Origin of the sequence: Streptomyces sp. NPDC048002, assembly GCF_040653275.1 — a bacterium.
Classification (GTDB): domain Bacteria; phylum Actinomycetota; class Actinomycetes; order Streptomycetales; family Streptomycetaceae; genus Streptomyces.
In genome coordinates, this window is record NZ_JBEZNL010000030.1 from 44,866 (window position 1) to 63,492 (window position 18,627).

Below are 18,627 nucleotides of genomic sequence, written 5' to 3' on the forward strand. Positions count from 1 at the left end.
CCGTCATGGCTTCACCTGCGCCAGTTCCTCCGGGAGGTGGAACCGGGCCAGGATCGCCGGCGTCCCGGCAGGCACCCGGTTCGGGGTGGCCAGGGACACCAGGATCATCGTCAGGAAGCCCAGCGGTACCGACCAGAGGGCCGGCCAGGCCAGCAGGGCGTGCAGCGCGCCGGCGCCGGGGAAGCCGGCCATGGTCGCGGCGACGGCGAGCAGGGCCGAGCCGCCGCCCACCAGCATTCCGGCGGCGGCCCCCTGCGGGGTGAGCCGGCGCCACCAGATCCCGAGCACGAGCAGCGGGCAGAACGAGGACGCGGACACCGCGAACGCCAGCCCCACCGCGTCGGCCACCGGAAGCCCGCCCACCAGGACGCTCGCCGCGAGCGGCACGGCCATCGCGATCAGCGTGCCGAGCCTGAAGTGCCGTACGCCGCGGGAGGGGAGGACGTCCTGGGTGAGGACGCCCGCGACGGCCATGGTCAGTCCGGAGGCGGTGGACAGGAACGCGGCGAAGGCTCCGCCGGCCACCAGCGCGCCCAGCAGGTCGCCACCCAGGCCGCCGATCATGCGTTCCGGCAGCAGCAGGACGGCCGCGTCCGCGTGGCCGGAGAGGGTGAGTTCGGGGGCGTACAGGCGGCCGAGGGCGCCGTAGACCGGGGGCAGCAGGTAGAAGACGCCGATCAGGCCGAGGACGGCGACGGTGGTGCGGCGGGCGGCGACGCCGTGCGGGCTGGTGTAGAAGCGGACGACGACATGGGGCAGGCCCATGGTGCCGAGGAAGGTGGCGAGGATCAGCCCGTAGGTGGCGTACAGCGGGCGTTCGCCGCGGCTCTCGGCCTGGGACGGGGAGAGGCCGCCGTCGCCGGTGCGTCCGGGGTCGGGCACGTCGGCGCCCGGGGCGAAGGTCAGCCGGGTGCCGGCGTCGATGCGATGGGTTCCCGCGGGGAGTCGGAGCCGTTCGTCCTCGTGGGTCCGGCCGTCGACGGTGCCGCTGACGGTGACGGTCAGGGGCCGCTCCAGGCGCAGGTCGAGGCGGTCGTCGACGCGCACGACGCGCTGTTCGCGGAAGGTCGCGGGCTCGTCGAAGGCGTGGTGGGGGGCGCCGTCGCGCTGCCAGGCGAGGACCAGGAACAGGGCGGGCACCAGCAGCGCGGTGAGCTTCAGCCAGTACTGGAACGCCTGGACGAAGGTGATGCTGCGCATGCCGCCCGCCGCGACGATGGCGACCACCACGACCGCCACGATCACTCCGCCGAGGGAGTCGGGCGCCCCGGTGAGGACCGTCAGCGTCAGCCCGGCGCCCTGGAGCTGGGGCAGCAGATAGAGCCAGCCGACGCCGACGACGAAGGCCCCGGCCAGGCGCCGTACCGCCGGGGAGGCGAGCCGGGCCTCGGCGAAGTCGGGGAGCGTGTAGGCCCCGGAGCGGCGCAGCGGGGCGGCGACGAAGAGGAGCAGGACGAGATATCCGGCGGTGTAGCCGACCGGGTACCAGAGCATGTCCGGGCCCTGGACCAGGACGAGGCCGGCGATGCCGAGGAAGGAGGCGGCGGAGAGGTACTCGCCGCTGATGGCGGCGGCGTTCAGCCGGGGGCCGACGGTGCGGGAGGCGACGTAGAAGTCGGAGGTGGTGCGGGAGATGCGCAGGCCGAAGGCGCCGACGAAGACGGTGGCGAGGACGACGAGGGCGACGGCGGGGACGGCGAAGTTCTCGTTCACGGCCCCTCAGCGGTCCTGGTCCTCGACGAGGCGGACGAAGTCCCGCTCGTTGCGCTCGGCGCGCCGCACGTACCAGCGGGCGAGCACCACGAGCGGGGCGTACAGGCAGAAGCCGAGGACCGTCCACTCCAGGCGGTCGGAGTCGGGGATGGTGGCGAACAGCAGGGGCAGCGGCAGGATCAGCAGGCCCAGCACGGCCGCCACGGCGAGCGCGGCGCGCAGTTGGGAGCGCATCAGGGAGCGGACGTAGGTGTGGCCGAGGGTGGTCTGCTCGTCGATCTCGGTGCGCGGGCGGTAGTAGCCGGAGGCGGGCCGGGTGCGGCGGGGCGGTCCGGTGACGACGACGCGGCGTTCGGCGGGGTCCTGGTGGGGCACCGTCACGTCCTCCGCATCAGCAGGTCCCGCAGCTCGCGCGCGTGACGGCGGCTGACCTGGAGTTCCTCGGCGCCGACGACGACGCTCACCGTGCCCGCGTCGAGGCGGAGTTCGCCGATGTGGCGCAGGGCGACGAGATGGCGGCGGTGGATGCGGACGAAGCCGCGGGAGCGCCAGCGCTCCTCCAGGGCGGACAGCGGGATGCGGACCAGATGGCTGCCCCGGTCGGTGTGCAGCCGGGCGTAGTCGCCCTGCGCCTCGACATGGGTGATGTCCTCGACGGGCACGAAGCGGGTGACGCCGCCGAGTTCCACGGGTATCTGGTCGGGGTCGGGTTCGTGGACGGGTATGCGGGGGCCGGTGTCGGTGCGTTCGGCGAGTTCCGCGGCCCGGCGGACGGCCTCGGCGAGCCGCTCCTTGCGGACGGGCTTGAGGACGTAGTCGACGGCCTTGAGGTCGAAGGCCTGCACGGCGAAGTCCTCGTGCGCGGTGACGAACACGACCAGCGGCGGCTTGGCGAACCCGGTGAGCAGCCGGGCCAGGTCCAGGCCGTCGAGGCCGGGCATGTTGATGTCGAGGAAGACGACGTCGATCGCCTCCGGCCCGGCGGGCCCCGACTCCAGCGCGCGGTTGATGCGGCGCAGCGCCTCGGTGGCGTCCCCGGCGCCCTGTGCGCTGCCGATGCGGGGGTCGGCGTTGAGGAGGTACAGGAGTTCCTCCAGCGAGGGGCGTTCGTCGTCGACAGCCAGGGCGCGCAGCATGAAGGTGGAGTGTAGGAGCAATTCGCGACGCTGCACACGGGCCGGGCCGCGGACGTCGGTGCTGGATAGGGTGCCGCCATGAACAGCAGGCCAGCGCCGTTCGACGAGCTCGACCGGAAGATCATCACCGCGCTGATGGCGAACGCCAGGACCAGTTTCGCCGAGATCGGCACGGCCGTCGGGCTGTCCGCGACGGCCGTGAAGCGGCGGGTGGACCGGCTGCGCGAGTCCGGGGTGATCACCGGTTTCACGGCGACGGTGCAGCCGTCGGCGCTGGGCTGGCGCACGGAGGCGTACGTGGAGGTGTACTGCGAGGGCGCGGCCCCGCCGCGGCGGCTGGCGGAGGTGGTCCGCAACCATCCGGAGATCACCGCGGCGATGACGGTGACGGGCGGCGCGGACGCGCTGCTGCACGTGCGGGCGCGGGACGTGGAGCACTTCGAGGAGGTGCTGGAGCGGATCCGTACCGAGCCGTTCATCCGGAAGACGATCAGTGTGATGGTGCTGTCCCATCTGCTCCCGGAAAGTCCGGAGGCGGGAGCGAGTCACCCGGCGCCGGACGGCGCAGCGGATCTGCGCTGAGCGGCTGAATCACGCAGCAATCCTGCGTGAACACGCAGCCCTCGTTGCTTGTCGGGCGTATGGGTCACTTTCTACCTTGGTGTCAACCCACTCCACACCGCAGGAAGCGGAGGAACCCCTCTGTGTCCGAAAGCCGTGTGCCGCGCCGGCGGCGCTTCCTCGTCTGCGAACCCAGACACTTCGCCGTGCAGTACGCGATCAATCCCTGGATGCATCCCGACACCCGGGTCGACGTCGACCTGGCCCGGGAGCAGTGGCAGTCGCTGATCCGGGCCTACCGCGTCCACGGTCACACCGTCGACACGGTGGAACCCGTCCCCGGTCTGCCCGACATGGTCTTCGCCGCCAACAGCGCGGTCGTCGTGGACGGCCAGGTCTTCGGCTCCCTCTTCCACGCCCCCGAGCGGCGCCCCGAGTCCCTCCACTACGACACCTGGTTCAAGGCGTCCGGCTACGACGTCCACCGCCCGGAGTCGGTCTGCGAGGGCGAGGGCGACCTGGTGCCGACGGGCCGGTACATCCTGGCCGGCACCGGGTTCCGCACCACCCGGGAGGCCCATCGCGAGGTCCAGGAGTTCTTCGGCGTCCCGGTGATCGGCCTGACGCTGACGGACCCGTACTTCTACCACCTGGACACCGCGCTGTTCGTGCTCGGTGAGGGCGCCCAGGAGAACATCGCCTACTACCCGGACGCCTTCTCGCCGGGCAGCCGCGAGGTGCTGCGCCGCCTGTACCCGGACGCGGTGGAGGCGACCCGCGAGGACGCGATGGCCTTCGGCCTCAACTCCGTCTCCGACGGCCTGCACGTCTTCATCTCGCCGGACGCGACCGCGCTCGCCGAGCAGCTGGCCGGCCGCGGCTACGTCCCCGTCCCCGTCGACCTGTCCGAGCTGCGCAAGGCAGGCGGCGGCGTCAAGTGCTGCACCCAGGAGATCCGCTGATGACCGCACCCGCGCACACCCGTTCGTCCGCCGACCTGATCCGTGCCGAGGAGCCCGTCCTCGCGCACAACTACCACCCGCTGCCGGTCGTCGTCGCGCGCGCCGAGGGCACCTGGGTGGAGGACGTGGAGGGCCGCCGCTACCTCGACATGCTGGCGGGCTACTCGGCGCTCAACTTCGGGCACCGCCACCCCGGCCTGGTCGAGGCCGCGCACCGGCAGCTGGACCGGCTCACCCTCACCTCCCGGGCCTTCCACAACGACCGGCTCGCCGAGTTCGCCGAGCGGCTCGCCGCGCTGACCGGCCTGGACATGGTGCTGCCCATGAACACGGGCGCCGAGGCGGTGGAGAGCGCCGTCAAGGTGGCCCGCAAGTGGGCGTACGAGGTCAAGGGCGTCCCGGCCGACCGGGCCACGATCGTGGTCGCGGCGGACAACTTCCACGGCCGTACGACGACCATCGTCAGCTTCTCCACCGACGAGTCCGCCCGCAGCGGCTTCGGGCCCTTCACGCCCGGCTTCCGGGTCGTGCCGTACAACGACCTGGCCGCGCTGGAGGAGGCCGTCGACGAGACCACGGCGGCCGTGCTCATCGAGCCGATCCAGGGCGAGGCGGGCGTGATCATCCCGGACGACGGCTATCTGGCCGGGGTCCGTGAGCTGACCCGCCGCAAGGGCTGCCTGTTCGTCGCCGACGAGATCCAGTCCGGCCTCGGCCGCACCGGGCACACCCTGGCCGTGGAGCACGAGTCGGTCGTGCCCGATCTGGTGCTGCTCGGCAAGGCGCTGGGCGGCGGAATCGTGCCGGTCTCCGCGGTGGTGGGCCGTCGGGACGTGCTCGGGGTCCTCCGGCCGGGTGAACACGGCTCGACCTTCGGCGGCAACCCGCTGGCCGCCGCCGTCGGCACGGCCGTGGTGGAGCTGCTGGAGACCGGTGAGTTCCAGCGCCGGGCGGCCGAACTGGGCGCCGGGCTGCGGGACGGTCTGACCGGGCTGGTCGGCAGGGGCGTCGTCGGCTTCCGCGCCCGCGGCCTGTGGGCGGGCGTCGACATCGACCCGGCCGTGGGCAGCGGACGGGAGATCAGCGAGCGGCTGATGGCGGAGGGCGTGCTGGTCAAGGACACCCACGGGTCCACCGTCCGGCTGGCCCCGCCGCTGACGATCACCGCCGAGGAGCTGGCGGGCGCGCTGGCCTCGCTGGAGAAGGTGCTGGCCCGGGGCTGAGGCCGCGCGCGGTGGCCGACTCCGCCCCGCGCTGCCAGGGTGAACACTGAGGTCTGAGGTGGTGGACCACTGACGTAGACCTCAGGGACTCATCGCGACTCTCAGCGACGGAGAGGCCGGCCGTGGGCACACACGAGGAGCAACCCATCGAGCGGCATCGGTTCGACGTGGCCGATGCCGTACCGGTGCTGCTCGACGCCCAGGGACTGGTGACCTGCTGGACCGGCCAGGCCCGGCGGCTGCTGGAGCACCCGGCGGCCCGGGTGGTGGGACGGCCGGTGGCCGAGCTGCTGACGCCCGCGGACGCGGCCCGCGTCCCCGAACTGGCCGAGCGCTGTCGCCGGGACGGCGGCTGGGCCGGACTGCTGACCGCCCGGCACGCCGACGGTCGGCCGGTGCGGCTGATGGTGCGGGTCGTCGCGGCGCCGGAACCCGACGGCCCGGCGCGCTGGCTGGCCCTGCTCTCCGAGATGGAGCGGGCACCCGGCTGGGACATGAGCCGCACGGTGCTGGAGCAGATGGTGGACCGGTCGCCCGTCGGGATAGCGATCGTGGACACGGATCTGAAGTTCGTGTGGTCCAACGCGGCGCTGGAGGAGTTCGGCGGCGGAGAGCCCTTCGAACGGCTGGGGCAGCGCCTCGCGGACATCCAGCCCGGCCTGGACGCCTCGGCCGTCGAGGCGCAGATGCGCCGGGTGCTGGAGACCGGGGAACCGGTCGTCGGGTACGAGCACCTCGGCCATGTGCGCTCGGCACCGTACCGGGAGACGGCGCACATGATGTCGTTCACCCGGCTGGAGGACGCGCGGGGCAGGGCGATGGGCGTCTACTACACGGTCGTCGACGTCAGCGACCGGCACCGGGCCCGCCGCCGCCTGGCCCTGCTGGACCGGGCGGGCCGGCACATCGGGCGCACCCTGGACGTGGTGCACACCGCCCAGGAGCTGGCGGACGTGGCCGTGCCGAGCTTCGCGGACGTGGTCCGGGTGGATCTGCTGGACTCCGTCCTGCACGGCGCCGAGCCCTCCCCCGGTCCGCTGACCGGAACGGCGCCGGTGCGGCTGCGCCGGGCCGGGCACCGCTCGGAGCACGAGGACGAGGCGGCCGGCCTCGGGGAGACGGCCGAGTATCCCGCCGGGTCGCCGCCGATCCGCTGTCTGACCGACGGAGACTCCTGGCGCGCCGAGCGGCTCGACCCGCTCGCCCGGGAGTGGGCCACGGACGTGCTGGGCCACGAGGCCACGCTGCGGGAGCTGGGGCTGCACAGCGCGATGATCGTGCCCGTCCGGGCCCGGGGCGTCACCCTGGGCATCACGACCTTCTTCCGGCGCAGCCGCAAGGAACCGTTCGACGAGGACGACCTGCGTCTCGCCGAGGACCTGGTCTCGCGGGCCGCGGTCTGCGTGGACAACGCCCGCCGCTACACGCGCGAGCGCGACGCGGCCCTGGTGCTCCAGCGCAGTCTCCTGCCGCACCGGCTGTCGGAGCAGGACGCCGTGGAGGTCGCCGCCTGCTACCGGCCCGCGGACGAGCTGACCGGCCTGGGCGGCGACTGGTACGACGTGGTACCGCTGTCCGGGGCGCGGGTGGCGCTGGTGGTGGGCGAGGTCCCCGGGCACGGCATCGGCGCCGCCGCCTCCATGGGCCGGCTGCGCACCGCCGTACGGACACTGGCCGCCCTGGACCTGCGGCCCGAGGAGGTCCTGGCGCACCTGGACGACCTGGTGGGGCGCACGGCCCGGGACGAGGGCGGACCGCCGTACGTCACGGGACTGGAGGGCGCCGACAGCATGCAGGCGGTGGGGGCGGGCTGCGTGTACGCGGTGTACGACCCCGTCGACGGGCAGTGCACGATGGCCGCCGCCGGGCATCCCGGCCCGGCCGTGGTGCTGCCCGACGGGGAGGCCACCTTCGTGAAGCTGCCGCAGGGGCCGCCGCTCGGCGTGGGCGGGCCGCCCTTCGAGTCCGTCGAGTCGGTGCTCGCCGAGGGCAGTGTCCTCGCCCTGTACACCGACGGTCTGCTGGCCCGCGGGGAGGCCGACCCGGACCGGCTCCGTCCGGCGCTGGAGCGTCCGGCGGCCTCGCTCGCCCTGCACTCCCGGGCCGTGGTCGACGCGCTGGTACCGGTGCGCCCCGACGACGACGTGGTCCTGCTGATGGCCCGCACCCGGCTGCTGGGGGCGGACCAGGTCGCGGACTGGGACCTGCCGAGCGACCCGGCCGTGGTGGCCGACGCCCGTAAGAACGCCTCCCGGCAGCTCTCCGCGTGGGGCCTGGAGCACCTGGCCTTCACCACCGAGCTCGTCGTCAGCGAACTGGTCACCAACGCGATCCGGTACGCGTCAGGACCGATCCGGCTGCGGCTGATCAGGGAGCGCACGCTGATCTGCGAGGTCCTCGACGGCGGCGCCTCCGCGCCGCATCTGCGCCACCCCCGGGTCACCGACGAGGGCGGACGGGGGCTGCTGCTGGTGTCCCAGTTCAGCCAGCGGTGGGGCACCCGTTTCGCGCCCGAGGGGAAGATCATCTGGGCCGAGCAGTCCCTCACCGACCCGATGGAGTGAGCGGCTGGAGCGGATCCGTACGGAGGCGGGGCGAGACCGGGAAGGTCCCGGTGGTGAGGCAGGAGCCATGAACGACACGGAGATCGACTACGCGGCGGTCTTCCATGCGCTGCCCGGCATCGTCGCCCTGCTGACCCCCGACCTGGTCTACGCGGACGTCAACGAGGAGTTCCTGCACGCGACCGGCCGCAGACGGGAGGATCTGATCGGCCGCTATCTGTTCGACGCCTTCCCGGAAAACCCCAACGACCCCGCCGCGACCGGCATGCGCAATGTCTCCGCCTCGCTCCAGCGCGTGCTCTCCACCGGCGAGCGGGACGCGATGGCCGTCCAGCGCTACGACGTGGAGTCCGTCGAACGCCCCGGGCACTGGGAGGAGCGGTACTGGAGCCCGGTCAACGCCCCGGTCCTCGGGCCGGACGGACAGGTCGTCCTGCTGGTGCACCGGGTGGAGGAGGTCACGGAGCTGATCCGGGGCCGCGGCAGATCCTCCGCCGACCGCGCCCGGGTGCTGGAGGCCGAGCTGTACACCCGGGCCCGGGAACTGCAGGAGCTGAACGACCGTCTGCGCCAGGCCCACGCCCGCGAACGGGAGGTGGCGCTGGCCCTCCAGGAGGCGATGCTGCCCGCCCGCCGCAAGGTCCGCCACCAGGCCGTGGCCGTGCGCTACCGGCCGGCGGTCGGCGCGCTGAACGTGTGCGGCGACTGGTACGACATGGTCGACCTGGTGGGCGGCAACCGGCTCGGGGTGTCGGTCGGCGACGTCGTCGGGCACGGCCTCGGGGCCGCGTGCGTCATGGGCCAGCTGCGCAGCGCGCTGAGCGCCGCCTCCCGGGTCGCCGCCGGACCCGCCCAGGCCCTCGACGTCCTCGGCCGGTACGCGCATGTCGTCGTCGGCGCGGAGTCGGCGACCGCGGTCACCACCTTCGTCGACTTCGACCGGCGGACCATCTCCTACAGCAGCGCCGGCCATCTGCCGCCGGTGCTGCTGCACGCCGACGGCCGGGTGGAGTTCCTGGACCGGGCCACCGACCCCCCGCTCGACGCCCATCCCGATCCGATGCCGAGACCGCAGGCGGAGACCCGGTTCACCGAGGGCGCCACGCTGGTGCTCTACACCGACGGCCTGGTCGAACGGCGGCGGGAGGACATCCACGACAGCCTGGCCCGGCTGGCCGGCTCCCTGGTGGAGCACCGCCACGACGACCCCGAGGCCTTCGCCGACGCGGTCCTGCTGGATCTGCTGCCGCACGGCGGCGCCACCGACGACACCGCACTGGTGGTGGTGCGCCTCTGACGGAACGTGAGAGCGCTGTCAAGGTCGTCGGAAAGGTCTGCGCCACTCCCCCCGGTACCGGTTCCGGCCTCCGCCGCCCAGCCCTACACTGGCACCCCCACAGCACCCTGGCTGACCTGCCGGAACACGGCAGTTGAGCCGATCCGCCGGAGTGGAGGAGCAACTCCTTGTTCTACTACCTGCTCAAGTACGTGTTGCTGGGGCCCTTGTTGAGACTGGTGTTCCGGCCCCGCACCGAGGGCCTCGACCATGTGCCGTCGTCCGGCGCCGCGATAGTCGCCGGCAACCACCTCTCGTTCTCGGACCACTTCCTGATGCCCGCGATCCTCAAGCGCCGCATCACCTTCCTGGCCAAGGCCGAGTACTTCACCGGCCCCGGGCTCAAGGGCCGCCTGACGGCCTTCTTCTTCCGCAGCGCCGGGCAGATCCCGGTCGACCGCTCCGGCAAGGAGGCCGGCAAGGCCGCGATCCGCGAGGGCCTCGGTGTGCTGAGCAAGGACGAACTGCTCGGCATCTACCCGGAGGGCACCCGCTCCCACGACGGCCGCCTGTACAAGGGCAAGGTCGGTGTCGCCGTGATGGCGCTGAGGGCGGGCGTGCCGGTGATCCCCTGCGCGATGATCGGCACCTTCGAGGCCCAGCCGCCGGGCAAGGTGATCCCCAACCTCCACCCGGTGCGGATCCGCTTCGGGGAGCCCCTCGACTTCTCCCGCTACGCGGGCATGGAGAACGAGAAGGCGGTGCTGCGCGCGATCACCGACGAGATCATGTACGCCATCCTGTCGCTGTCCGGACAGGAGTACGTCGACGAGTACGCGGCGGTGGTGAAGGCCGCGCAGGCGGGCGAGGCCAGGGCGCGGCGCTTCCCGAGGATGCCGCTCGGCTGACCGCCCCGGTGTTCACGCGGTGAGGGACGCCAGCGCCTCGTCCAGTGTTCACGCGGTGAGGGACGCCAGCGCCTCGTCCAGGACGCGGCGCAGCAGCCTCGCGTCCGGGGCGACGGCGGTGACCAGCGCGGCGGGCCCGGGCAGCGGGAACAGCACGGCGTTCTCGGCGAGGCAGCGGGCGGTCACCGGTTCCTTCTCGAACTCCGGCCGCGCGACGACGAGTTGCCCGATCGCACGCAGTCCGGCGAGTCCGGCGGGCCCGTCCCAGCCGCCCGGGGCGCCGGGGCCGCAGGCCAGTTCCTGGTCCAGCACGGTCCGCCCGGCGATCCGCAGCGTGAGCCGGCTGGTGAGCCGTCCGGGCTCCTCCCCCACCCGGCCGAGGACCTGCTCCTCGCGCAGGACGAGCCGGGCTCCCGCCGCCAGGTCGGCCCGGGTGGTGACCCGCAGGTCGCTGCCTTGCGCGGAGATCAACTGCTCGGGCAGCCAGTGCAGTTCGCCGCGGTCGGCGACGGTGAGGCGGACGTCGTAGTGGGCCTCGCCCTTGGCCTGGCCCGGCAGCGCGATGGTCGCGGCGGCGGACCCGACGTGCAGCCGCGCCCCCTCCGCCACCTCGGCCTCGACGGCGAACCGGTCGCCGCCGAGCGGGCCGCTCATCGCGCCCACGAGCATGACCCGCGCCTCGGTGCCGCTCGCCCGGGTGCGGCGCGGCGCGAGCGGCCCCTGCCCTTCCAGCACCGGCAGCGCGGTGCCGCCCCGGCCGTCCTCCCGGGCCGCGATGCGTGCGGTGGCGGCGACGCCGGTGGAGATCACGCCGGTGGAGATCACGCCGACCACGCGGCGAGTTGCGCGCGCACCCAGTCGGCGACGTCCCGGACGCCGTCCTCGCCGCGCAACGACTGGAAGACCACGGGAAGTTCGGCCCGCTGGGCCTTGGCGTCGGCCGCCATCCGGGCGAGGTCGGAGCCGACGTGGGGGGCCAGGTCGGTCTTGTTGACGACGAGCAGGTCGGCAGTGGTCACGCCGGGTCCGCCCTTGCGCGGGATGTCGTCGCCGCCCGCGACGTCGATCACGAAGATCTGCGCGTCGACGAGCCCCTTGGAGAAGGTCGCGGTGAGGTTGTCGCCGCCGGACTCCACCAGGATGAGGTGGAGCGGCCCGACCTCGTCCTCCAGGTCCTCGACGGCTTCGAGGTTGGCGGAGATGTCGTCCCTGATCGCGGTGTGCGGACAGGCGCCCGTCTCCACGGCGGTGATCCGCTCGGGCGGCAGCACGGCCTCCCGGAGCAGGAACTCGGCGTCCTCGCGGGTGTAGATGTCGTTGGTGACGACGGCGAGGGAGAGTTCGTCGCGCAGGGCCCGGCAGAGCGCGGCGACGGTGGCGGTCTTCCCGGACCCCACCGGGCCGCCGAGCCCGATCCGCAGGGCGCGCCGCGAACCGTCGGGGCGGCGGGCGTCGGCGCTCACGGCGGCGGGACCGTCGTGGGAGTGGTCGAGATGCATGGGAGGCTCCGTTTCTTCGGGGTTTCGGCCCGTCCCGGGTCCGAGGGTCGGTGCGGTCAGGACGCGAACAGCCGTACGGCCCAGGAGGCGTGGGCCTCGGCGCCGATCTCCAGCAGCGGGGAGGAGCCGGCGGGCAGGGCGTCGACCCCCTCGTCGAGCGCCGTGCGGGCCGCGGTGACGGCGGACTCGGCCACCACGTCCAGTTCCGGCGCCAGCCGCGCCAGGACGGCCGTGGCCCGGAAGGGGTCCAGGCTCAGCAGCCGCACCGTCGCGGACGCTGGCCCGCTGACGCTCTCGTAGACCGCGCAGTACGCGGCGTCCATCGGGCCGAGACCGGCCGCGCGGGCGGTCACGCCCAGCACCACCGGCTGATGCGCGCCCTTGGGGAACTGCCCTGCCAGGGCGTCGAGTTCGGGCGACGGCCAGGTGGCGCGGGCGGCCCGCACCAGCTGCCGCCCGAGTCTGCGCGCGGCGAGCCGCAGCGCGGGCGACGGGGTGCGGGCGTCCGCGGCCGCGTCCAGGGCGACGGGGTCCATACCGAGCGCGGCGGCCGCCGCGAACGCCGCGGCCACCCTTCCGGCCGTGTGCAGCCGTCCGCGGCAGAACTCCTCCAGGTCCGCCGCCCCGGTGACCCGGCCCGCCTTGACGGCCTCCTCCGCGCCCCCGGAGTGCGCGTGTCCTCCGGCGGGGAAGCGGCCGTCGGCGAGGACGAGCAGTGCTGCCCTGGACATCAGAAGAGGAAGTAGCGCTGAGCCATGGGCAGTTCAGCGGCGGGAGTGGCCTCGACCAGCTCCCCGTCGATGTGGACGGCGAAACTGTCGGGGTCCACCCGCACCTCGGGCCGGGCGTCGTTCTGCCGCATGTCGGCCTTGGTGACCCCGCGTGTGGACTCGATCGGCACGAACTTCTTGCCGAGCGCGAGCCGTTCCGGCAGCCCGTCCTCGATGGCGAGGGGCGCCACGAAGTTCAGGGAGTTCGACGCCGGTCCGCGCCCGATCGCGCCGAACATCGGGCGCGGGAGGATCGGCTGGGGCGTGGGGATGGAGGCATTGGCGTCGCCCATCTGCGCGTACGCGATCTGGCCGCCCTTGAGGACCAGGTGCGGCTTGACCCCGAAGAAGGCGGGTTCCCACAGCACGAGGTCGGCGAGCTTGCCGGTCTCGACGGAGCCGACCTGCCCGGCGATGCCCTGGGCCAGTGCCGGGTTGATCGTGTACTTGGCGACGTAGCGCCGCACCCGGTGGTTGTCCGCGCGGCCGTCGCCCGGCAGCGCGCCCCGCCGGCGCTTCATCACGTGCGCGGTCTGCCAGGTCCGCAGGACGACCTCGCCGACGCGGCCCATGGCCTGCGAGTCGGAGGAGATGATCGAGATGGCCCCGAGGTCGTGCAGGACGTCCTCGGCGCCGATGGTCGAGGGCCGGATCCGGGACTCGGCGAAGGCCAGGTCCTCGGGCACCGCCGGGTTGAGGTGGTGGCAGACCATCAGCATGTCGAGGTGTTCCTCGGCGGTGTTGACGGTGAAGGGCCGGGTCGGGTTGGTGGAGCTGGGCAGCACATGGGACTCGGAGACCACGGTCATGATGTCCGGCGCGTGCCCACCGCCCGCGCCCTCGGTGTGGTAAGCGTGGATGCCCCGGCCGCCGATGGCGGCGAGGGTGTCCCCGACGAACCCGGCCTCGTTGAGGGTGTCCGTGTGGATGGCGACCTGGATGCCGGTCCGGTCGGCGACGGTCAGCGAGGCGTCGATGACGGCGGGCGTGGAGCCCCAGTCCTCGTGCAGTTTCAGCGCCATCGCGCCGCCGCGGATCTGCGAGAGCATCGCCTCGTGCGAGACGGTGTTGCCCTTGCCGAGGAAGCCGATGTTGAGGGGGTAGGCCTCCATCGCCTCCAGCATCCGGGCCAGGTGCCACGGTCCCGGGGTCACGGTGGTCGCCTTGGAGCCCTCGGCCGGGCCGGTGCCGCCGCCGACCAGGGTGGTGATCCCGGAGGCCAGCGCCTCGTCGGCGATCTGCGGGCAGATGAAGTGGACATGGGCGTCGATGGCACCGGCGGTGAGGATGCGCCCGTTGCCCGCGATGATCTCGGTCTCGGGGCCGATGACCAGGTCCGGGTGGACCCCGTCCATGGTGTCGGGGTTGCCGGCCTTGCCGATGCCGGTGATCCGCCCGTCCCGTATGCCGACGTCGGCCTTGACGACGCCCCAGTGGTCGATGACCACGACACCGGTGACGACCGTGTCCGGAGTGCCGTCTGCGCGCGTAGCGCGGGACTGGCCCATGGACTCCCGGATGACCTTGCCGCCGCCGAACACGGCCTCGTCACCGGCGAGCCCGGGGCCGCCGGAGCGGTCCTCCTCGATCTCCACGAGCAGATCGGTGTCGGCGAGCCGGATCCGGTCACCGGTGGTCGGGCCGAACAGGTCGGCGTAGGCGGCACGCGAGATCTCAGGCATCGAGGGCACCTCCGGTCTCCCCGCGCAGTCCGGGCACGACACGGGCGCCGGCCAGCGGGACGAGTTCGACGTCGACGGGGATCCCGGGCTCGAAGCGCACGGCGGTGCCGGCGGCGACGTTGAGCCGCTTGCCGCGGGCGGCCGCGCGGTCGAACTCCAGTCCGGGGTTGGCCTCGGCGAAGTGGTAGTGGGAGCCGACCTGGACGGGTCGGTCGGCGGCGTTGAGCACCGTCAGCCGGGTGATCTCGCGGCCTTCGTTGTACACAATGGGCCCGTCCGCGAAGAGGACCTCACCGGGAATCATCGACAGCGCCCCTCTCAGACGATCGGCTCGTGGACGGTGACGAGCTTGGTGCCGTCGGGGAAGGTCGCCTCGACCTGGACGTCGTGGATCATCTCCGGGATGCCCGCCATGACGTCGTCGCGGGTGAGCAGTTTGCGGCCGGAGGCCATGAGCTCGGCGACCGTGCGGCCGTCCCGCGCGCCTTCGAGGATGTGCGAGGTGATGAGGGCGACCGCCTCGGGGTGATTGAGCTTCACTCCGCGGGCGCGGCGCTTCTCGGCGACGTCGGCCGCCACATGGATCAGCAGCCTCTCTTGCTCGTGCGGGGTCAGTTGCACGTCCCACCTCACAGTCCTCGCTCCGGACCGTGCGGGGCCCGGCTGCCGCGGCCACGGGCAAAGTGCCTGGTGGCGTGGAGGGAGGCTAGTTGGACCGAGTTTCGGGCACGTTAACCGAGCTGTGATCCGACCGGACCTCCGAGGCGGCGGCGACGAGGGCCTCCGACCCCCGCGCGCAGGGCTCCGAAGAGGTCCGCCCACCCTCGGCCGGAGGGCGGGCCACCCGGGCGGGCCGGACGGCTGATACCCGGGCGGGCCGGACGGCTGGCGATCAGGCTGCCCGGAACCGGAAACTGACGCGCGCTCACCTCTCACCGGCGTGCGCGCCGCGCGGGCCGTACGGTGAGCGCCGCCGGTCTCGCGTCACCACTCCCCCGCGCTCGGACAGTTGACGCAGGTGAGCCGGGTCGGACCGTCGGGACGCCACGCCGAGCCGTCCGGAGCCGAGTCGAAACGGACCAAACGACGTACCCCCTTTCAGCGTAGACATGGCTCCTTTTGTCGACCCGTCAGAGTTGCGCAACGCGCGTGGACCGAACACCGCATCGGACGTTCCGTCGCTGGTCCGGACCTCCCCGGGCACCTCGACGATCGTTCGAACGGAGCAGTGTCCACCCGAACGGGTGAGTGGTGACTAACGCCACAAATACCCGGTTCCATTGGGATTTTCGGACATCCGTGGGCCAAGATCCCTGTCTGACGACAAGCCCCCGCCACCGCGGCGGGGCGGTCCGGGCGGACGCCGAGTCCTGCCGCCGCCCGGATGACCGGTCGACAGGAGTGCATCGGCAGGAGTGGAGGACCCGAGCACGACGGGTCGCCGGCGCGGAGGTTCGCGCCGAGCAGCCCTTGGGGTGAAGCCGCATCGCGGCCGGGCAACTTCGCCAGCCCGAATCCGACAGGTCATCCTTCACAGGCGGCTGACGAAGGGTTGCGCATGACTGCGCTCAATCGTGTCCCGTCGCTGATGGTCCGGGCCGGTACGGCCTCGGCCCTCACCATCGCCGCCGTGGGCGGTTCGATCGTGGCCCCCGGCCTCTCCGCTGAGGCGGAGGCGGCCACGCCGGCGACGAAGGCACTCCAGGTCGCGGCCTCCAAGAAGGGTGCCCCGTACAAGTGGGGCGCCACCGGACCGCACCGCTTCGACTGCTCCGGGCTCACGCTGTACGCGTTCAAGAAGGCGGGCAAGAAGCTGCCCCGTACCGCGGCCCAGCAGTACAACAAGACGCGCCACATCTCCGCCAACAGCCGCAAGGCGGGTGACCTGGTGTTCTTCCACTCGGGGTCGAACATCTACCACGTCGGCATCTACGCCGGGAAGGGCAAGCTCTGGCACTCCCCGAAGACCGGGGACGTGGTGAGGCTGCAGAAGATCTGGACCAAGAGCGTCTGGTACGGCCGGGTGAGCTGACCCGGCGCCCGAGGGGCGGCGGCGTCCCTGACTCGCCGCCGCCCCGACGGGCACTCAGGAGACGGCCTCGAACAGCAGGACCGCGCCCAGGACCGTCAGGGCGGTACCGGTGACGGCCTCGACGGCACGGGCGGCCCGCGGCCGGCGCAGCCACCGGCCGAGCCGGTCCACGAGCAGCGCCACGGCCGGGAACCACAGCAGGGCCAGCACCACCACGATCAGCGCCAGCAGCAGCGTGCGGGGCAGCGCGGGAGCCCCCGCGGGCACGAACTGGGGCAGCAGGCTCAGGAAGGTGATCGGCGCCTTCGGGTTGAGGGCGTTGGTGACGAAGCCCTGCCGCAGCGGGCGCCCGCTGCCGGGAGCCTCCGTGGGCTCGGCGGGCCGGGGCCTGCCGGGAGCCTCCGCCCGCTCGGCGGGCCAGGGTCTGCCGGGAGCCTCCGCCGGCTCGGCGGGCCGGGGCCGGCGCAGCGAGAGCAGGGTACGGGCGCCGAGGTGGAGCACATAGCAGCCGCCCAGCACCTGGAGCGTGCGGAAGAGGGCCGGCACCGCGGTCAGGACGGCGGCGACGCCCGCGACCGCCAGGGCGGTGTGCAGCAGCAGCCCGCCCGTGATGCCCAGCGCGCAGGCGACACCGGCCCGGCGCGAGACGAGGGCGTTGCGTACGACGACGGTGAAGTCGGCCCCGGGCATGGCGACCATGCCGGCGGCGACCCCGGTGAAGGCGAGCAGCTGTGCGTCCATGGGCCCAGCCTGCCGCTCCGGAGCCTTCAGCAGGTATGTCGAATAACCTGGGTCCGCCTTAAGCATCGCTTTGGGCTCAGGCTCTCCCAGACAGGTCTCCCGGCATGTACGACCCCACACGGCTGGCGGCGCTGGTCGCGGTCGCCGAGTCCGGTTCGATCACCCGGGCCGCCGAGCGGCTCGGCTACACCCCGCCCGCGCTCTCCCAGCAGCTGGCGAAGCTGGAGCGGGAGGCGGGCACGCCCCTGCTCGTCCGGCACCATCGCGGGGCCCGGCTCACCGGAGCGGGCGAGCTGCTGGTGGCGCGGGCCCGTCGGGTGCTCGACGAACTGGAACAGGCCCGGCACGAGCTGGCCCGGCTCACCGGTCTGGCCGGGGGAACCCTGCGGCTCGGTACGTTCCAGACCGCGGGCGTCCACCTGCTGCCGCCGGTGCTCAGCGCCTTCCGCCGGGCCCATCCGGACGTGGAACTGACCGTCAGCAACCACGAACCGCCCGCCGGGGTGGCCGCGGTGGCCGCCGGGGAGATCGATCTGGCCCTGACGCACACCTACGAGCCCGCGGAGCCGGTACCGGTGCCCTCGTCCGTCGTCCTGGAGCCGGTACTGGTGGAGGAGCTGGTCCTGGTGACCGCCCCCGGGCACGCGCTGGCCGAGGGGAACTCAAGGCTTCCGCTGAGCGAGCTGGCCGGGCAGCCGTTGATCAGCATGGCGCCGGACCATCCGGCACGGCAGGGGGTGGAGGCGGTACTGGCCCGGGCCGGGGCCACGCCGGCGGTGCTGGTGGAGACCCCGGTGTACGCGCTGGTGTGCGCTCTGGTCAGCGCGGGGCTCGGAGTCGGGGTGGTGCCGGAGATGGTGGCGCGGACCGCCGTCACCCCGGTCGGGACGCGCGCGCTGGAGGGGGGAGAGCTACGCCGCACGATCTCGGTCGCCCGGCGTGCGGAGGGCGCGGGGCCCGCCGTGGACGCCTTCCGGGCGCTGCTGCGGGGCGCGTTCGCTAAGGCTCCTGCTGGACCGCGGTGGTGACCTGCTGAGCCCCGCTGGTGACCTGTTGGGCCCCGCTGGTGACCTGTTGGGCCGGTACGGTCCAGGGCAGTTCGATCGAGACCGTCTTGCCGCCCTCGCGGGTGGGTCTGACCCTGAGCCGGCCGCCGCACTCGGCGGTCAGCCAGCGGATGATCACCAGGCCGCGGCCGTTGTCCTGCTGCACGGCGGCGGGCAGCCGCTTGGGGAGGCGGGGATGGCTGTCGGTGACCCCGATGCGCAGTTGTTCGTCCTGGTGCAGTTCGATGTCCACCGTGAAGGTGGGTGACTGACCCAGGGTGTGCTGTACGGCGTTGGTGGCGAGTTCGGACACGATGAGCCGGATGGTGTCGGCCGCGTCGGTCTCGGCGGGCAGCCCCCACTCCGCCAGAGTGCTGAGCACATAGCCGCGGGCCGCGGAGACCGAGGCGGGATCGCTCGGCAGAGTGACGGATGCTTCCAGATGGTCTGCCATGGCGACGTCGTCCCTTTCCCACGGGACCGTGGTCCGACACGGAGCGGATGGTTCGAGTAC

At 73.0% G+C, this 18,627-nt stretch carries 19 protein-coding genes and 1 riboswitch; of the genes, 8 read left to right on the forward strand and 11 right to left on the reverse strand.

The genetic code is table 11. The features are described from left to right. Nucleotides 1–3 precede the first annotated feature (3 nt). From AB0E07_RS29030 to AB0E07_RS29040, 3 genes are read right to left on the reverse strand one after another with little or no spacing between them, the layout of a single operon-like run. Nucleotides 4–1,713, reverse strand: a complete 1,710-nt coding sequence (locus tag AB0E07_RS29030) for a cation acetate symporter (RefSeq protein ID WP_362258518.1) — start codon at nucleotides 1,711–1,713, stop codon at nucleotides 4–6. A gap of 6 nt (nucleotides 1,714–1,719) precedes the next feature. Continuing rightward, nucleotides 1,720–2,088 carry a hypothetical protein gene (locus tag AB0E07_RS29035; protein ID WP_351929163.1) on the reverse strand — a complete coding sequence of 123 codons (369 nt, stop codon included), beginning with the start codon at nucleotides 2,086–2,088 and terminating at the stop codon, nucleotides 1,720–1,722. 2 nt (nucleotides 2,089–2,090) lie between these two features. Continuing rightward, nucleotides 2,091–2,849 (reverse strand): LytTR family DNA-binding domain-containing protein, encoded by a 759-nt coding sequence (locus AB0E07_RS29040; protein ID WP_362258521.1) that lies wholly within the window; start codon nucleotides 2,847–2,849, stop codon nucleotides 2,091–2,093. 78 nt (nucleotides 2,850–2,927) lie between these two features. Here AB0E07_RS29040 and AB0E07_RS29045 point away from each other — a divergent pair, with 78 nt between their 5' ends. From AB0E07_RS29045 to AB0E07_RS29070, 6 genes are all read left to right on the forward strand, one after another. Continuing rightward, the gene (locus tag AB0E07_RS29045; RefSeq protein WP_362258524.1) at nucleotides 2,928–3,431 is read left to right on the forward strand and encodes an Lrp/AsnC family transcriptional regulator; all 504 of its coding nucleotides are present in this window, start codon (nucleotides 2,928–2,930) and stop codon (nucleotides 3,429–3,431) included. Between the two features lie 122 nt (nucleotides 3,432–3,553). Continuing rightward, nucleotides 3,554–4,372, forward strand: coding sequence for a dimethylargininase (gene ddaH / locus AB0E07_RS29050; protein ID WP_362258527.1), 819 nt, complete (start codon nucleotides 3,554–3,556; stop codon nucleotides 4,370–4,372). Then, nucleotides 4,372–5,595, forward strand: a complete 1,224-nt coding sequence (rocD, locus tag AB0E07_RS29055; protein WP_362258530.1) for an ornithine--oxo-acid transaminase — start codon at nucleotides 4,372–4,374, stop codon at nucleotides 5,593–5,595. The genes ddaH and rocD overlap by 1 nt, the downstream gene beginning before the upstream one ends. A gap of 122 nt (nucleotides 5,596–5,717) precedes the next feature. Then, a complete protein-coding gene (locus AB0E07_RS29060; RefSeq protein ID WP_362258533.1) occupies nucleotides 5,718–8,159 on the forward strand; it encodes a SpoIIE family protein phosphatase in 2,442 nt (813 codons plus the stop codon). A 67-nt stretch (nucleotides 8,160–8,226) separates the two neighbouring features. After that, on the forward strand, nucleotides 8,227–9,456 hold the full coding sequence (locus tag AB0E07_RS29065) for a SpoIIE family protein phosphatase (protein ID WP_362258535.1): 1,230 nt from the start codon (nucleotides 8,227–8,229) through the stop codon (nucleotides 9,454–9,456). Nucleotides 9,457–9,623: 167 nt separating this feature from the next. Continuing rightward, nucleotides 9,624–10,343, forward strand: coding sequence for a lysophospholipid acyltransferase family protein (locus tag AB0E07_RS29070; RefSeq protein WP_362258537.1), 720 nt, complete (start codon nucleotides 9,624–9,626; stop codon nucleotides 10,341–10,343). Between the two features lie 48 nt (nucleotides 10,344–10,391). Here the strand turns inward: AB0E07_RS29070 and AB0E07_RS29075 are convergent, their stop codons facing one another. Genes AB0E07_RS29075 through AB0E07_RS29100 form a run of 6 tightly spaced genes read right to left on the reverse strand, consistent with a single transcriptional unit; the run spans nucleotide 10,392 to nucleotide 14,915 of the window. Then, a complete protein-coding gene (locus AB0E07_RS29075) occupies nucleotides 10,392–11,168 on the reverse strand; it encodes an urease accessory protein UreD (RefSeq protein ID WP_362258540.1) in 777 nt (258 codons plus the stop codon). Continuing rightward, the gene (ureG, locus tag AB0E07_RS29080) at nucleotides 11,165–11,842 is read right to left on the reverse strand and encodes an urease accessory protein UreG (RefSeq protein ID WP_362258543.1); all 678 of its coding nucleotides are present in this window, start codon (nucleotides 11,840–11,842) and stop codon (nucleotides 11,165–11,167) included. Before ureG ends, AB0E07_RS29075 begins: the two co-directional genes overlap by 4 nt. A 56-nt stretch (nucleotides 11,843–11,898) precedes the next feature. After that, entirely contained in the window at nucleotides 11,899–12,573 is a 675-nt protein-coding gene (locus tag AB0E07_RS29085) for an urease accessory UreF family protein (RefSeq protein WP_362258546.1), read from the reverse strand. After that, the gene (locus AB0E07_RS29090) at nucleotides 12,573–14,294 is read right to left on the reverse strand and encodes an urease subunit alpha (protein WP_362258548.1); all 1,722 of its coding nucleotides are present in this window, start codon (nucleotides 14,292–14,294) and stop codon (nucleotides 12,573–12,575) included. The genes AB0E07_RS29085 and AB0E07_RS29090 overlap by 1 nt, the downstream gene beginning before the upstream one ends. Continuing rightward, nucleotides 14,287–14,598, reverse strand: a complete 312-nt coding sequence (locus AB0E07_RS29095) for an urease subunit beta (RefSeq protein WP_362258551.1) — start codon at nucleotides 14,596–14,598, stop codon at nucleotides 14,287–14,289. Before AB0E07_RS29095 ends, AB0E07_RS29090 begins: the two co-directional genes overlap by 8 nt. 14 nt (nucleotides 14,599–14,612) lie before the next feature. Then, the gene (locus AB0E07_RS29100) at nucleotides 14,613–14,915 is read right to left on the reverse strand and encodes an urease subunit gamma (protein WP_362258554.1); all 303 of its coding nucleotides are present in this window, start codon (nucleotides 14,913–14,915) and stop codon (nucleotides 14,613–14,615) included. A 730-nt stretch (nucleotides 14,916–15,645) separates the two neighbouring features. Further along, a riboswitch (cyclic di-AMP (ydaO/yuaA leader) is annotated at nucleotides 15,646–15,849 on the forward strand. 3 nt (nucleotides 15,850–15,852) lie between these two features. Here AB0E07_RS29100 and AB0E07_RS29105 point away from each other — a divergent pair. Beyond that, entirely contained in the window at nucleotides 15,853–16,326 is a 474-nt protein-coding gene (locus AB0E07_RS29105) for a C40 family peptidase (RefSeq protein ID WP_362258557.1), read from the forward strand. Between the two features lie 54 nt (nucleotides 16,327–16,380). Here the strand turns inward: AB0E07_RS29105 and AB0E07_RS29110 are convergent, their stop codons facing one another. Beyond that, nucleotides 16,381–17,067, reverse strand: coding sequence for a LysE family translocator (locus AB0E07_RS29110; RefSeq protein WP_362258560.1), 687 nt, complete (start codon nucleotides 17,065–17,067; stop codon nucleotides 16,381–16,383). 104 nt (nucleotides 17,068–17,171) lie between these two features. Here AB0E07_RS29110 and AB0E07_RS29115 point away from each other — a divergent pair, with 104 nt between their 5' ends. Then, nucleotides 17,172–18,095 (forward strand): LysR family transcriptional regulator, encoded by a 924-nt coding sequence (locus AB0E07_RS29115; protein ID WP_362258563.1) that lies wholly within the window; start codon nucleotides 17,172–17,174, stop codon nucleotides 18,093–18,095. Here the strand turns inward: AB0E07_RS29115 and AB0E07_RS29120 are convergent. Then, nucleotides 18,067–18,567, reverse strand: coding sequence for an ATP-binding protein (locus tag AB0E07_RS29120; RefSeq protein ID WP_362258566.1), 501 nt, complete (start codon nucleotides 18,565–18,567; stop codon nucleotides 18,067–18,069). The genes AB0E07_RS29115 and AB0E07_RS29120 overlap by 29 nt on opposite strands. Nucleotides 18,568–18,627: the final 60 nt, after the last annotated feature.